The sequence below is a fragment of the Arsenophonus sp. genome (assembly GCA_031446085.1).
Lineage (GTDB): Bacteria > Pseudomonadota > Gammaproteobacteria > Enterobacterales > Enterobacteriaceae.
Genome location: CP132901.1, coordinates 216,607 through 229,966, shown reverse-complemented (window position 1 = coordinate 229,966; position 13,360 = coordinate 216,607). Strand labels below are relative to the sequence as shown.

Sequence of the window (13,360 nt, the reverse complement as noted above, 5' to 3'; positions counted from 1 at the left end):
CATATTTTTTAAAAATATAAAAAAAAATATTTTAAAATAATTTTTTTTAAAAAAATTATTGATTTTTAATATTATTTTTTATTTGTTATATAAAAAATTGTAAATATCATTAGAAATCTTTGTAATTCCAATATTTTTTTTTGAAGAAATAATGTAATATCTACTATTCCATTTCAATGTTTTAATAAAAAAATTTATAGTTTTATCAATATTTTTATTTTCTAATAAATCAATTTTATTAAATATTAACCAACATTTTTTTTTAATTAATTTTCGATCATATTTTTTTAATTCATTAAAAATTATTTTAATGTTTTTTACTGGATCTGATCCGTCTATTGGAGATATATCAACTAAATGCAATAACATTTTACAACGTTTTAAATGTTTTAAAAAAGATATACCTAATCCAAAACCTTTTGAAGCATTTTTCATTAAACCAGGTATATCTGCAATAGTTATTATTTTATCTTTATTTTTTAATACTCCTAAATTTGGAAATAAAGTAGTAAATGGATAGGATGCTATTTTTGGTTTTGCATTTGATATAACACTAATCAAAGTTGACTTTCCTGCGTTTGGCATACCTATAATACCAACATCTGCAATAATTATTAATTCAATTAGTAATTCTTTTTTTTCACCTTTTGTTCCATAATGATAAAATTGATGAGAACGATTTAAAGATGATTTAAGTTTTTTATTTCCTAATCCGTGTATACCACCTTTTGCAATCATAATTTTTTGTTTGTGATATATCATATCAATAATAATTTTATGTGTACTAAAATCTCGTATCCTTGTACCTAAAGGAACTTTTAATAAAATATCTTTGCCACGTTTAGCAGTACAATTATTATTATTTCCTTTTTTTCCAGATTCGGCATAAAATTTTTTTTTAAACTTAAAATAAGATAAATTTTGAATATTTTTATCAGCTACAAAATATACATTTCCTCCATCTCCACCATCACCTCCATTAGCATATTTGTAACGAATATGCTTTTCTTTTCTAAAACTTATACATCCATTACCACCATTGCCTGCTACAACTAATATTTTAACTTCATCTACAAAATTCATTATATTTTCTTTTTATTATTTTATATATCTGAATTATTCAGATATATTTTTTAAAAAACGTGATTGTCTTAACTTTTGAAAAATTCAAACTTATAATATAAGTAAAAAAAAAATAAAAAATTGATATTTACTTCTTAGAAAGTATAAAAAGAATTACATTATTTATTAATATTCTTTTTTTGGTATAATACAAACATATTTTCTTTTTTTTAAACCTTTAGTATAAAATTTCACTATTCCTGATTTTAAAGCAAAAAGAGAATAATCTTTTCCACAACCAATGTAAGGACCAGGATGGAATTTTGTACCTCTTTGACGTACTATAATACTACCACTATTAACCTTTTCTCCTCCAAAATGTTTAATTCCTAATCGTTTTGAATAAGAATCACGTCCATTTCTTGTTGAACCACCAGCTTTTTTATGTGCCATTTTTTCACCTAATTGTTGATAATATCAATAATTTTTATATCAGAAAACCATTGACGATGACCTTGTTTTTTTTGACTATGTTTCCTACGTTTAAATTTAATAATTTTTATTTTCTTTTTTCTATCATGTAATATCACTTCACCTTTTATAGTAATTTTTTTTAAAATAGGATTTCCAGTCTTTATATTTTCACCATCAACAACTAATAATACTTCATTAAAATTAATGCAATCTCCAATTTTATAATTGACTTTTTCTAAACGTACTATTTCACCTTTCTTAACTAAATATTGTTTTCCTCCACTTACAAAAATTGCATACATTATTTCACCCCTATTGACTATAAAAAGAAAAAAATTAATATTATAATGATATTTAATATTTTACAAATAAAAAATTAAAATAATTTTAATATTTAATTATAAAATAATTACTTAATCATATCTATTTTATAGATAAAAAAATTAAATGTTCTTAAATAAGAACTATCATTTTTTTTAATTTTCAACATAAAAATAAAAACTGTAAAAATGAATTTAAAATCTATTATTAAATTAACTAAAAAAGATATGCAAGAAGTAAATAAAATTATTATTAACGAATTAAATTCAGATGTTTTACTTATTAAAAAGATTAGCAAATATATTATTGATAGCGGAGGAAAAAAAATTCGTCCAATTATAGCAATATTAATAGGAAAATATTTAAAATATAAAGGAGAAAAACATATTAATATTGCAGCATTAGTAGAATTTATTCATACTGCTACACTTTTACATGATGATGTTATTGATAAATCAAAAATTAGAAGAGGAAAAAAAACAGTTAATACTATATTTGGAAATTCTGCTAGTATATTAATAGGCGACTTCATTTATAGTAAATCATTTCAAATGATGACTAATTTAGGATTAATGTCTATTTTAAAATTAATGTCCGATACAACTAATATTATTGCAAAAGGAGAAATAATACAATTAATGTATACTAACAATCCCAACATTACGGAAGAAATATATATGCAAATAATATATAATAAAACAGCTCGATTATTTGAATCAACTGCAATAGCTTCAGCAATCGTTTCTGGAGCTAATAAAATACAAAAAAAAGCTTTTCAAAATTATGGAAGATATCTAGGTATTGCTTTTCAATTAATCAATGATATTTCTGATTATAATATTAAAAATCATAACTTAAATCAAAATATAGGTAATGATTTAAAAGAAGGAAAATTAACTTTACCTCTTTTACATTTAATTCAAAACGGAACTAAAAAAGAGTCTGATCTAATTAGAAAAATAATTCAAAAAGGAAATGGAATAAATTTTTTTAAAAATATTGTTTTTTTAATGAAACACTATGGATCGATTGAATATACTTATAATAAAGCTAAAAAATCAGCATACCAAGCAATAAGATCAATTAATAAATTACCTAATTCTTCATTTAAAAAAGCGTTAATCAATCTTGCTGTTACTTTGTTAAAAATTTAATAAAAAATTTATTTGATATAAATTAACTTATATTTTTTAATTCTTTTATTATATATTTTTTACAAATTTTAAATCAATCATGTATCTTTTATTTAATTTTAAATTAGTTATTTGATTTTTATGAATCAAATATAATTTTTTTCTTTTTTTACACTTTAAAAATAGATATATATATACTATATATAGTATATTTATTAAATAAGTTATATTCATATTTTTATGAAAATGAAAAAAAAACAACTACCATATTCATTAGATGCAGCATTAAAATATTTCAAAATTATCCATAAATTACCTTGGTCTATATTATTATATTCTGGAAGATCAAATCACCCATATAATCGTTTTGATATTTTATCTTCTGATCCTGTTGTTACTTTAGAAACTAAAGGAAACATCACAGAAATTATTCATAATAATAAAAAAATCATATCAAAATCTGATCCATTTAAATTAATTCAAAAAAAAATGGATTTTTTTAACATTAAAACATCTACAGATAATAACATTCCATTTCAAGGAGGGGTTGCAGGAATATGGAGTTATGATCTTGTTAGAAGAATAGAAAATTTGCCAAAATATGCTGAAAAAAAATTAACTTTTCCAGATATGGCTGTTGGGATATATCTTTGGGCTATTATTATTGATCATTATAAGAAAAAAATTACTTTGATTAGTTATGAAGATATAAATAAAAGATTAGTTTGGTTAAATAAACAAAGATATATAAAAACAAAAAAATTTTCTATTTCTCAACAATGGAAAAGTAATATATCTAAAAAAGAATATTTTAAAAAAATAGAACAGATTTACAATTATTTAATAAATGGAGATTGTTATCAAATTAATTTAGCAAAAAGATTTTATACAAAATATAAAGGTGATGAATGGAATTGTTTCATTGAACTTAGTAAAAAAAATTTAACCCCATTTTCTGCTTTTTTACGATTAAAAAAACATACTTTAATATCATTGTCTCCAGAACGTTTTTTACAAATAAAAAATAATTTAATACAAACAAGACCTATTAAAGGAACAGCAGTTCGATTAGAAAATAAAAAAAAAGATAAAAAACAAATTTATAAATTAATTACTTCCAAAAAAGATCGAACTGAAAATATCATGATTGTAGATTTATTAAGAAATGATATAGGTAAAATTGCTGTTCCAGGAAGTGTATCAGTAAAAGAACTATTTGTTGTTGAATCATTTCCTTCTGTACATCATTTAATTAGCACTATTATAGCTAAATTACCAAATAACATTCATCCAATTAATTTATTGAAATCATGTTTTCCTGGAGGTTCAATAACAGGTGTACCAAAATTACGTGCTATGGAAATTATTGAAACATTAGAACCTCACAGAAGATATTGCTATTCTGGTAGTATTGGATATATTAGTTTTTGTGGAACAATGGATACTAATATTAATATTAGAACATTAATGACTGAAAATAATTTTATTTATTGTTGGTGTGGTGGAGGAATTATATTAGAAAGTATAGCACAAAAAGAATATCAAGAAATATTGGATAAATTAAATAAGATTTTACCAATTTTTTAATAAAAATTTATATTGATTAAAAAATCCTTTATTTTATATATATAAAATTTTTAAAACATATATAATAAAATAATTACACCAATTTTTTATTATATGTTTTAAAAATTAAAATAATCAAAATAAGATAAATTTTGTATGTATAATCATCAATTAAAAACTATTTATTTTAGAAACATTATATCTCCAAAACGAATTATTAAAAAAGTTCCTATTTCTAAAAAAAATTCTAAAAATGTTTTAGAGTGTAGAAAAAGAATTCAAAACATTTTAATTGGTCAAGATAAAAGATTACTGATGATTATTGGTCCATGTTCTGTACATGAAAAAAAATCGGTTTACGAATACGCTCAAAAACTATCAAAATTACATTTTTATTATAAAGATTATCTTGAAATAGTAATGCGTACTTATTTTGAAAAACCTAGAACTATATTTGGATGGAAAGGTTTTATTGTAGATCCAGATTTAAATAATTCATATCAAATAAATAAAGGTTTAAAAATATCAAGGAAATTATTAGGAAAAATTAATAACTTAGGTTTACCTACAGCAACAGAATTTTTAGATTTTAATATTATCCCATATATTGTAGATTTTATTAGTTGGGGTGCAATTGGAGCTAGAACTACAGAAAATCCAATACATAGATATGTTGCTTCAGGATTACCTTGTCCTATAGGTTTTAAAAATAACACTAATGGAGATATTAACGTAGCAATAAATGCTGTACGTGTTTCAAGAAAAAGTCACATTATTTTAATGCCTAATTTAAATGGAAAGATTACTATTTATAAAACGAAAGGAAATCCTTATACTCATATTATTATGAGAGGAGGTAAAAAACCAAATTACAGTTTAAAAAATATTAAAAATACTTATTTTGAGTTGAATAAATTTAATATATCTGAAAAAATTATCATTGATTTAAGTCATGGAAATTCTCAAAAAAACCCAGAACAACAATTAAAAACAACAAAAATTATTACTAAACAATTAGAAAAAAAAATAATTAATATTTCAGGAATTATGGTTGAAAGTTTTTTAATTCAAGGAAAACAAGAAATTGATTCATGTCCAATAGAATACGGAAAATCAATTACAGATCCATGTATAGGATGGGAAAGTACAAAAGAAATTATAGAAAGATTTGCAAAATCTATAAAAAAAATAATATAATTATCTCTTTCTTAAAAAGAAGTTCTTTTATAACTGCGATATTTTGGAATCCAAAAATTACTTTCAATTGATTGATCTAACATATCGTCTGAAATATTAGATGATGTAATTCCTTGTATTTGTGCTTCTTTTGCTATTGATTTTGCTATTTTTTTTGAAATAAATTGTATTTTTTCTAGTGAAGGTAATAAACTTCCAAATCCCTTTATTAAAAAGGGAGAATTTTCTGCTAATGTTTTGCTTGCAATCATAAACATGTTATCTGTAATAAATTTTGCACCAGATGCTATCACACCTAATCCAACCCCAGGAAAAATATATACATTGTTACATTGAGGAATAAAATGTAGCTTATTTTTATAATAAAATGGAGGGAATGGACTTCCAGTGGCAATTAAAACATTTCCATTTGTCCAACGAATAATATCTTTTGGATGAGCTTCTATTTTCGAAGTCGGATTAGATAATGGCATAATAATAGGAAAATTACAATTAACTAACATTGTATCAATAATTTCTTTAGTAAATAAATCTTTTTTACCTGAAACACCAATTAATATCGTTGGTTTTGCATTTCTAATAACATCTAAAAAAGATATTTTATTATTTTTAATATTTTTAATTTTCCAATTCATTAAATTATTACTTTTTTGTGCTAATTTTTTTTGAAATGGAAATAAATTAAAATGCTTATCTGTAATTAAACCGCATTTATCTACCATAAAAATTTTTTCTCTAGATTGATTTTCACTAATACCTTCAGATTGCATTTGTTTAATAATATATTCTGCAATTCCACAACCAGCAGATCCTGCTCCCAAAAATACAATGATTTGATTACTTAACTTTTGGTTAATAAATCGAGTAGCAGATATCAGATAAGCTAATGCAACAGAAGCAGTGCCTTGTATATCATCATTAAAACAACATATAATATCTCGATATCTATTTAACAAAAACATAGCATTTTTTTGAGCAAAATCTTCAAATTGTAATAAAATATTTGGCCAACGTCTTTTTACTGAATTAATAAATTGATCAATAAATAAATAATATTCTTCATTTCTAATTCTTGTATGTCTCCAGCCCATATACATAGGATCACTAAGTTTATATGGATTATTTGTTCCAACATCTAATACCACAGGTAAAGTATATGCTGGACTAATTCCTCCACAAGCTGTGTATAAAGATAATTTACCAATAGGAATTCCAATACCTCCAATACCTTGATCTCCTAATCCTAAAATTCTTTCTCCATCAGTTACTACGATGACTTTTACATTTTGTTTTGTTGCATTTTGTAAAATATCATCTATGTTTCTTCTATTAGGATAGGAAATAAAAAGTCCTCTTGCTCTTCTGTAAATAGAAGAAAAATATTCGCATGCTTTTCCAACAGTTGGAGTATAAATTATAGGTAAAATTTCAGATAAATGCTCTTCAATTAATCGATAAAATAGTGTTTCATTTGTATCCTGAATACTTCTTAAATATATATGTTTATCTATATTACTTTTTAATTTTATTAATTGTTGATATGCTCTTTCTGTTTGTTCTTCAATTGTTTCCACTTGTTCAGGTAATAAACCCAAAAGATTAAAATTAAATCTTTCTTCTACTGTAAATGCACTACCTTTATTCAACAAAGGACATTCTAATAAAACTGGTCCTGCATAAGAAATATATAATGGACGTTTATTTTTATAGTTCAATTTCATATTCATTTTTAATTTAAATTTTGAATTTAAACACGTATTATAATATATTTTTGACTTCTTAAATAATATTTTTATTTATTTTTTTTTAAAATAGATTCTATAGATGAATAATCTATTCTTGTAAATAAAATTTTAAATGATAAAATATCATGATTTAACAATGGATGATTAATTTCATCCCATTTTAATGAAATATTTAAAAAATTTTCTGCATTTTTTGAAATATTAGGAATAATTGGTTTCAAATATGTCATGATAACACGATATAAATTAATTCCAGTAGTACAAATATTATGCATATGATTTTTTTCTTTTAAAAGATTCCATGGAGCTTTTAAATTAAAATAATAATTAGCATTTTTTATTAATAAAATCACTTCATTAATCACTTTACTATATTCAAGATTTTCAAAAAAAAATTCTATTTTTTCTCTTTTTTTAACAAATTTTTGATAAAAAATGGGATCTTCTAATTTAGAAGATAATTTATTATGAAAATATTGATCGATAATTTTTGCATTCCTAGAAGCAAAATTCAAAATTTTATTGATAAGATCTGAATTAATACGTTGCATAAAATCTCTTAAATTCAAATCAATATCACTAATATCTAATGACAATTTAGAAGCATAATAATAACGCAAATAATCAGGTTCTAAATAATTAATATATGAACGTGCAGTAATAAAAGTTCCTCTTGATTTTGACATTTTGTATCCATTAATAATGACATTACCATGCACAAAAATCTTTGTTGGTTGTCTATAATGAATACTTTCTAAAATTGCAGGCCAAAAAAGACTATGAAAATAAATAATATCTTTTCCTATAAAATGACATAAATCTATTTTAGATTCTCGATTCCAAAATTTTTTATAATTTAAATTCAAATATTTTTTTGATAATATTTTAGATATACTAATATATCCAATAGATGCATCTAACCAAACATAAAAATATTTATTTGTTTCGTTTGGAATTTTAAAACCAAAATAAGGAGCATCTCTTGTTATATCCCACAATTCTAATCCATTTTCAAACCATTCCAAAACTTTGTTCAATACATTTTTTTGTATAATATCCTTTGATTTCATCCAATTAAACAAAAAATCTTTAAAAAAAGGTAGATTAAAAAATAAATGTGTTGTTTTTTTTATTTTTGGAGTGTTACCAGTAATAATCGAATATGGATTAATTAATTCTTGAGCATTATAAATAGAATAACAAATTTCACAAACATCTCCATATTGATCAGATGCTTTACATTTAGGACAAATACCTTTAACAAAACGATCAGGTAAAAATATTTTTTTTTTTGGATCATATAATTGAAAAATATCTTTTTTTTTTATATACCCATTTTTTTTTAATTTTAAAAATATTTTTTCCGATATTTTTTGGTTATCATCACTGTGTGTATTACCATAGTAATTATAATTTATATTGAAATTTTCAAAATCTTTTTTATGTTCTTTTTGTGTTTTTTCAACTAATTTTTCTGGACTAATTTTTAAAACGTTTGCTTTTAACATAATAGCTGTACCATGGGCATCAATAGCAGAAAAAAAATATACCTTATTATTTTTCATTTTATGATATCTAACAAAAATATCAGCTTGAACATGTTCCAAAAGATGACCAAGATGTATTGGTCCATTAGCATATGGAAATGCACAAGTCACTAGAATTGTTTTTTTTATTTTAAACATATTTTTTCCTTTTTTTATTTTTAAAAATAATTAAAAAACTTTTTTTAAAAAAAAAATATAAAATTATAAATTAGTGTATAATTTATATACAATATCAATAATATTGATTGTAACAATATAATAGAATAATTTATCAATAATATTAAAATGAAACTTTGTGATCATCATATAATAAAATGGATTAATAAAAAAAAAATTGTTATTAATCCAGATATAGAAAAAAAAAATATCCATGGCGCTAGTATTGATTTAAAATTAGGAAACAAATTTAGAGTTTTTAAAGGATATAAAGCACCATATGTAGATTTAAGTGGAGATAAAAAAAAAGTAAATAGTATTATAAATTCAATTATGAGTCATGAAATTACTTTAAAGGAAAAATCACCTTTTTTTCTACATCCTCACGAATTAATATTAACAATCACTTCAGAATTTATTACATTACCAAATAATATAGTTGGTTGGATAGATGGACGATCTTCCTTAGCTAGATTAGGTTTAATGATTCACGTTACTGCTCATCGTATAGATCCAGGATGGTCTGGAAAAATAGTTTTAGAATGTTATAATTCTGGGAAAATTCCTCTTATATTAAGACCAGGAATGATTATTGCATCACTAAGTTTTGAACTTTTATCTGGATTTGCAAAAAAACCATATCATTCACGTATTAATGCTAAATACATTAACCAAATGAATACTATTAAAAGTAAAATTAGTGAAGATGATTAAAAAAGTAGTAATACACTATTCCATATACAAATCATATATATCGAAAAAATAATTAACTTAAAATATTTTTCACTGATATTCCAATTTTAGATAAATTTTTTACTACTTTTACTCCGCTTTTTTTTAAAGAAAGAATTTTTTTATTTGCATCACCTGTATTACTAGAAATAATAGCCCCGGCGTGACCCATCCTTTTCCCTTTTGGTGCCGTTACACCTGCAATATAAGCAACAACTGGTTTGGTTATATGATTTTTAATATATTCTGCAGCTAATTCTTCTGCATTACCACCAATTTCTCCAATCATAACAATGGCTTCAGTTTTTTTATCCTTTTCAAACAACTTTAATATATCAATAAAATTTAAACCTGTTATTGGATCTCCTCCAATTCCAACACAAGTAGATTGTCCTAATCCAATGTCTGTAATTTGTTTTACAGCTTCATATGTCAATGTACCAGAACGAGAAATTACACCTACGATACCAGATTTATGTATATAGGCAGGTTGAATACCAATTTTACATTCATCTGGAGTAATTATTCCAGGACAATTTGGTCCAATCATTCGAACTTTACTATTTTTTAGTTTTGTCTTTATAATTGACATATCTAAGATCGGAATGCCCTCAGTGATAGTAACAATTAATTTAATACCAGCATCTATAGCTTCTAATATAGAATCCTTGCAAAATTTTGCTGGAACATAAATAACTGATGTATCAGCACCTGTATTCATAACTGCATCATATACCGAATTAAAAACTGGCAAATTTAAATGAAATGTTCCTCCTTTTCCAGGAGTAACTCCTCCTAATAATTTTGTACCATAATTAATCGCTTGTTGAGAATGAAAAGTACCTTGTTTTCCTGTAAAACCTTGACAAATAACAGTAGTATTTTTATCTATTAAAATAGACATAACTAATATTTCTCCGAGATAAATATAACTTTTTGAACTGCATCCACTAAATTGATTGCTGCAATAATTTTTAATTGACTTGTTTTTAATTTTTCTATACCTAATTTAGCATTATTCCCTTCTAATCTGACTACAACTGGAATATCTACTCTAATTTCTTTCATTGCACTAATAATACCATCTGCAATTAAATCACAACGTACTATACCACCAAATATATTGATTAATATTACTTTAACTTTACTATCTGATAAAATAATTTTAAATGCTTCTTGAACTCTTTCTTTATTAGTATCCCCTCCAACATCTAAAAAATTTGCAGGAGATCCTCCATATAATTTGATTAAATCCATAGTAGCCATAGCTAAGCCAGCACCATTTACCATACATCCTATACTTCCATTTAATGAAATATAATTCAATTGATGTTTCATAGCTTGCATTTCACGTTTATCTTCTTGAGACCAATCTCTTTTTATTGCTAACTCTGGTTGACGATAAATTGCATTGTCATCAATTGACATTTTAGCATCTAAACAAACAAATTTTTTTTTATTAGTTAGAACTAATGGATTAATTTCTATTAAACTTGTATCATATTTTAAAAATATGATTATTATTTTGATAAAAATATTAGTAAAATCTTCTATTAATTTACCTTTTAAACCTAAATTAAAAGCACATTGTCTTCCTTGATATGGCATAGGTCCAATTAAAGGATCAATAGTAATTTTATAAATTGTATTTGGTTTACCATGAGCTGTTTTTTCAATATTAATTCCACCTTCTCTGGACGCTAAAAAAAATATTTTATTCGAACTAAAATCTAAAATAACACCTATATAAAATTCTTGTTCAATTTTAACAGATTTCTCTATTAAAATTTTATTTACAATTTGTCCAATAGAATTGGTTTGATAAGTGACTAATCTTTTATTCAACCATTGATTAAAAAAAAATTCAATATCTTGAAAATTTTTTGCTTGTTTTATTCCAAATGCTTTACCTCGACCTCCAGCATGAATTTGACACTTAAGGACTAAAGGATAATTATTTTTTAGTTTAATAATATTTTTTTTTGCATCTTTTATTGTCTTACAAACATAACCTTCTGGTATACATAAATTATAATTTTTAAAAATTTTTTTCGTTTGATATTCATGTAAATTCATAATAATTGATCCATTAATTAAAATTTTAAAACATATTTTTTGTTATTTATAAGTTATAAACTTATATTTATTTTTACTATAAAAAAATACTATTATTTTATTAATTTAAACATTTAATAATAAACGAATAGGATCTTCTAAAATATTTTTAATAACTAACAAGAATCCTACAGCTTCTCGTCCATCTATCAAACGATGATCGTAAGATAATGCTAAATACATCATCGGTAAAATATCGATTTTATTATTAATAACTATTGCTCTATCTTTAATTGCATGCATACCTAATATAGCAACTTGAGGTGGATTAATAATTGGTGTCGACATTAATGAACCAAAAATACCACCATTTGTAATAGTAAAATTTCCACCAATTAACTCATTAACTTTTAATTTATTTTCTCTTCCTTTAATTGCTAATTCTTTAATATTTTTTTCGATTTCAGCTATATTTTGCTGATCAACATTTCTTAATACTGGAGTAACTAATCCTCTTGGTGTTGATACTGCAATACTAATATCAATATATTGATAATAGATAATATCATCACCATCAATTGATGCATTAAATTCAGGATATTTATTTAATGCTTCTATTACAGCTTTAACATAGAAAGACATAAATCCTAAACGTATACCATGATTTTTTTCAAAAGATTCACCATATTGATTTCGTAAGTTAATCACAGGTTTCATATTTACTTCATTAAACGTAGTTAACATAGCAGTATTTTGAGATACATCTAATAATCTTTCTGCAATACGTTTTCTTAATCTACTCATTGGTATTCTTTTTTCAGAACGATTTATATCAATATTGGATGTAATTTTTTTGTTATTATCATTTTGATTTTTATTAATAGTCAAATCTACTGGTTTAATTTTATTATTTTTAATGTATTGTTCAATATCTTCACGAATTATTCTACCATTTAAACCACTTCCTTTAATATATTTAATATCTAAATTATATTCTTTAATTAATCGTCTTAATGATGGAGTTAAATATTTTTCTATTTCTTCAATTTTATTTTTTTTATTATTTAATACAATATTTTCTGAATTTTGTTCAATTTTTTTTAAAACTTCAGTATTAATAATTTTTATACGACCTAATAATTCTTTTGCTAATACTGTTGTTCCAGTGTCTTTATAAATAGATTCCAAAATACCTGATTCTACAGCAGGAACTTCTAATATAACTTTATCAGTTTCTATTTCTAATAAAACCTCATCACGCATGATCTTATCACCTGGTTTTTTATGCCAAGTTGCCACTGTAGCATCTGTCACTGATTCTGGAAGATCAGGAACTAGAATATCTATAAAATTCATTTTCGATCCTTTATTT

Annotated in this window: 12 protein-coding genes; 4 read left to right on the top strand and 8 right to left on the bottom strand. The window is 23.3% G+C overall.

The genetic code is table 11. The features are described from left to right. Nucleotides 1-78: 78 nt before the first annotated feature. The 3 genes from cgtA to rplU form a co-directional block, all read right to left on the bottom strand. Nucleotides 79-1,083 (bottom strand): Obg family GTPase CgtA, encoded by a 1,005-nt coding sequence (cgtA, locus tag RA161_01085; GenBank protein ID WMY97650.1) that lies wholly within the window; start codon nucleotides 1,081-1,083, stop codon nucleotides 79-81. Nucleotides 1,084-1,248: 165 nt separating this feature from the next. Next, nucleotides 1,249-1,515: a 50S ribosomal protein L27 gene (gene rpmA / locus RA161_01080; GenBank protein WMY97649.1), complete on the bottom strand. Its 267-nt coding sequence runs from the start codon at nucleotides 1,513-1,515 to the stop codon at nucleotides 1,249-1,251. Nucleotides 1,516-1,523: 8 nt separating this feature from the next. Then, nucleotides 1,524-1,838, bottom strand: coding sequence for a 50S ribosomal protein L21 (gene rplU / locus RA161_01075; protein ID WMY97648.1), 315 nt, complete (start codon nucleotides 1,836-1,838; stop codon nucleotides 1,524-1,526). Between the two features lie 207 nt (nucleotides 1,839-2,045). Between rplU and ispB the strand changes: the two genes are divergently transcribed. The 3 genes from ispB (at nucleotide 2,046) to RA161_01060 (ending at nucleotide 5,753) form a co-directional block, all read left to right on the top strand. Then, nucleotides 2,046-3,011 (top strand): octaprenyl diphosphate synthase, encoded by a 966-nt coding sequence (ispB, locus tag RA161_01070; protein ID WMY97647.1) that lies wholly within the window; start codon nucleotides 2,046-2,048, stop codon nucleotides 3,009-3,011. A gap of 219 nt (nucleotides 3,012-3,230) precedes the next feature. Further along, entirely contained in the window at nucleotides 3,231-4,577 is a 1,347-nt protein-coding gene (gene pabB / locus RA161_01065) for an aminodeoxychorismate synthase component I (protein ID WMY97646.1), read from the top strand. 135 nt (nucleotides 4,578-4,712) lie between these two features. Then, nucleotides 4,713-5,753, top strand: a complete 1,041-nt coding sequence (locus RA161_01060) for a 3-deoxy-7-phosphoheptulonate synthase (protein WMY97645.1) — start codon at nucleotides 4,713-4,715, stop codon at nucleotides 5,751-5,753. An 11-nt stretch (nucleotides 5,754-5,764) separates the two neighbouring features. On the opposite strand, the gene RA161_01055 is transcribed toward RA161_01060, so the two are convergent. Together RA161_01055 and metG are read right to left on the bottom strand one after the other, a co-directional pair. Continuing rightward, nucleotides 5,765-7,474 (bottom strand): NAD-dependent malic enzyme, encoded by a 1,710-nt coding sequence (locus RA161_01055; GenBank protein ID WMY97644.1) that lies wholly within the window; start codon nucleotides 7,472-7,474, stop codon nucleotides 5,765-5,767. A gap of 71 nt (nucleotides 7,475-7,545) precedes the next feature. Then, a complete protein-coding gene (gene metG, locus RA161_01050) occupies nucleotides 7,546-9,183 on the bottom strand; it encodes a methionine--tRNA ligase (GenBank protein ID WMY97643.1) in 1,638 nt (545 codons plus the stop codon). Nucleotides 9,184-9,330: 147 nt separating this feature from the next. On the opposite strand from metG, the gene dcd reads away from it, so the two are divergent. Then, on the top strand, nucleotides 9,331-9,915 hold the full coding sequence (gene dcd / locus RA161_01045) for a dCTP deaminase (GenBank protein WMY97642.1): 585 nt from the start codon (nucleotides 9,331-9,333) through the stop codon (nucleotides 9,913-9,915). A gap of 52 nt (nucleotides 9,916-9,967) precedes the next feature. Here the strand turns inward: dcd and sucD are convergent, their stop codons facing one another. From sucD to odhB, 3 genes are all read right to left on the bottom strand, one after another. Further along, complete coding sequence (gene sucD / locus RA161_01040; protein WMY97641.1) at nucleotides 9,968-10,837, bottom strand: succinate--CoA ligase subunit alpha; 870 nt, start codon at nucleotides 10,835-10,837, stop codon at nucleotides 9,968-9,970. Nucleotides 10,838-10,839: 2 nt separating this feature from the next. Next, nucleotides 10,840-12,009, bottom strand: a complete 1,170-nt coding sequence (gene sucC, locus RA161_01035) for an ADP-forming succinate--CoA ligase subunit beta (protein ID WMY97640.1) — start codon at nucleotides 12,007-12,009, stop codon at nucleotides 10,840-10,842. 105 nt (nucleotides 12,010-12,114) lie between these two features. Beyond that, on the bottom strand, nucleotides 12,115-13,344 hold the full coding sequence (gene odhB, locus RA161_01030) for a 2-oxoglutarate dehydrogenase complex dihydrolipoyllysine-residue succinyltransferase (GenBank protein ID WMY97639.1): 1,230 nt from the start codon (nucleotides 13,342-13,344) through the stop codon (nucleotides 12,115-12,117). Nucleotides 13,345-13,360: the final 16 nt, after the last annotated feature.

Excerpts from the sequence above, each read along its gene's own strand:
- cgtA (WMY97650.1), bottom strand. The coding sequence starts at position 1,083 with ATGAATTTTGTAGATGAAGTTAAAATATTAGTTGTAGCAGGCAATGGT.
- rpmA (WMY97649.1), bottom strand. The coding sequence starts at position 1,515 with ATGGCACATAAAAAAGCTGGTGGTTCAACAAGAAATGGACGTGATTCT.
- rplU (WMY97648.1), bottom strand. The coding sequence starts at position 1,838 with ATGTATGCAATTTTTGTAAGTGGAGGAAAACAATATTTAGTTAAGAAA.
- ispB (WMY97647.1), top strand. The coding sequence starts at position 2,046 with ATGAATTTAAAATCTATTATTAAATTAACTAAAAAAGATATGCAAGAA.
- pabB (WMY97646.1), top strand. The coding sequence starts at position 3,231 with ATGAAAATGAAAAAAAAACAACTACCATATTCATTAGATGCAGCATTA.
- RA161_01060 (WMY97645.1), top strand. The coding sequence starts at position 4,713 with ATGTATAATCATCAATTAAAAACTATTTATTTTAGAAACATTATATCT.
- RA161_01055 (WMY97644.1), bottom strand. The coding sequence starts at position 7,474 with ATGAAATTGAACTATAAAAATAAACGTCCATTATATATTTCTTATGCA.
- metG (WMY97643.1), bottom strand. The coding sequence starts at position 9,183 with ATGTTTAAAATAAAAAAAACAATTCTAGTGACTTGTGCATTTCCATAT.
- dcd (WMY97642.1), top strand. The coding sequence starts at position 9,331 with ATGAAACTTTGTGATCATCATATAATAAAATGGATTAATAAAAAAAAA.
- sucD (WMY97641.1), bottom strand. The coding sequence starts at position 10,837 with ATGTCTATTTTAATAGATAAAAATACTACTGTTATTTGTCAAGGTTTT.
- sucC (WMY97640.1), bottom strand. The coding sequence starts at position 12,009 with ATGAATTTACATGAATATCAAACGAAAAAAATTTTTAAAAATTATAAT.
- odhB (WMY97639.1), bottom strand. The coding sequence starts at position 13,344 with ATGAATTTTATAGATATTCTAGTTCCTGATCTTCCAGAATCAGTGACA.